This is a genomic window from Meiothermus sp. (genome assembly GCF_025056915.1).
Taxonomy (GTDB): Bacteria; Deinococcota; Deinococci; order Deinococcales; family Thermaceae; genus Meiothermus.
Window position 1 is genome coordinate 1 of sequence record NZ_JANWVH010000178.1, and the last position, 689, is coordinate 689.

The window sequence follows — 689 nt, forward strand, 5'->3', positions numbered from 1 at the left end:
CAGCGAGCGCGCCTTCCACCACGGCAAGCTCGACCTCGCCCAGGCCGAGGCCCTCGCGGACCTGATCGCCGCCGGGAGCCGGCGCGCGGCCCAGGCCGCGCTGCGCAGCCTGAGCGGCGTGTTCTCGCGGCGCTGCGAGGCGCTCGCGGAACGGCTGCTCATGCTCCGGGTCGAGGCCGAGGCGCTGATCGACTTTCCCGAGGAGGAGCTCGGGCCGACGGTGGGGGCCGCGCTCGCGGAGCGCCTCGCGCTCGCCCGCGGCGAGCTCGAGCGCCTGCTTGGCGAGGCCCGCATCGGCCGGCGGCTGCGCGACGGGCTGCACGTGGTCCTACTCGGGCGCCCGAACGCGGGCAAGTCCAGCCTGCTCAACGCCCTGCTCGGGGAGGAGCGGGCGATCGTCACCCCCATCCCGGGCACCACCCGCGACCTCCTCCGCGAGGCCCTCGAGCTCGACGGCCTGTCCCTGACCCTGGTCGACACCGCGGGACTGCGCGAGCGCGCCGGTGCGGTGGAGGCCGAGGGCATCCGCCGGGCGCGCGAGGAGGCGGCGCGCGCCGACCTCGCGCTCCTGGTCCTCGACGCCGAGCGCGGCGATGCCGCGGAGCCGCTCGCCGCCGAGCTGCCGCCCGGCCTGCCGGCGCTCAGGGTCTACACCAAAGTCGACCTCGTCCCGGGCTTCCGGCCCCCTG

At 77.4% G+C, this 689-nt stretch carries 1 protein-coding gene; it reads left to right on the forward strand.

The features are described from left to right. The coding region (locus NZN28_RS14535; protein WP_295399370.1) for a GTPase at positions 1 to 689 on the forward strand (689 nt) is incomplete at both ends.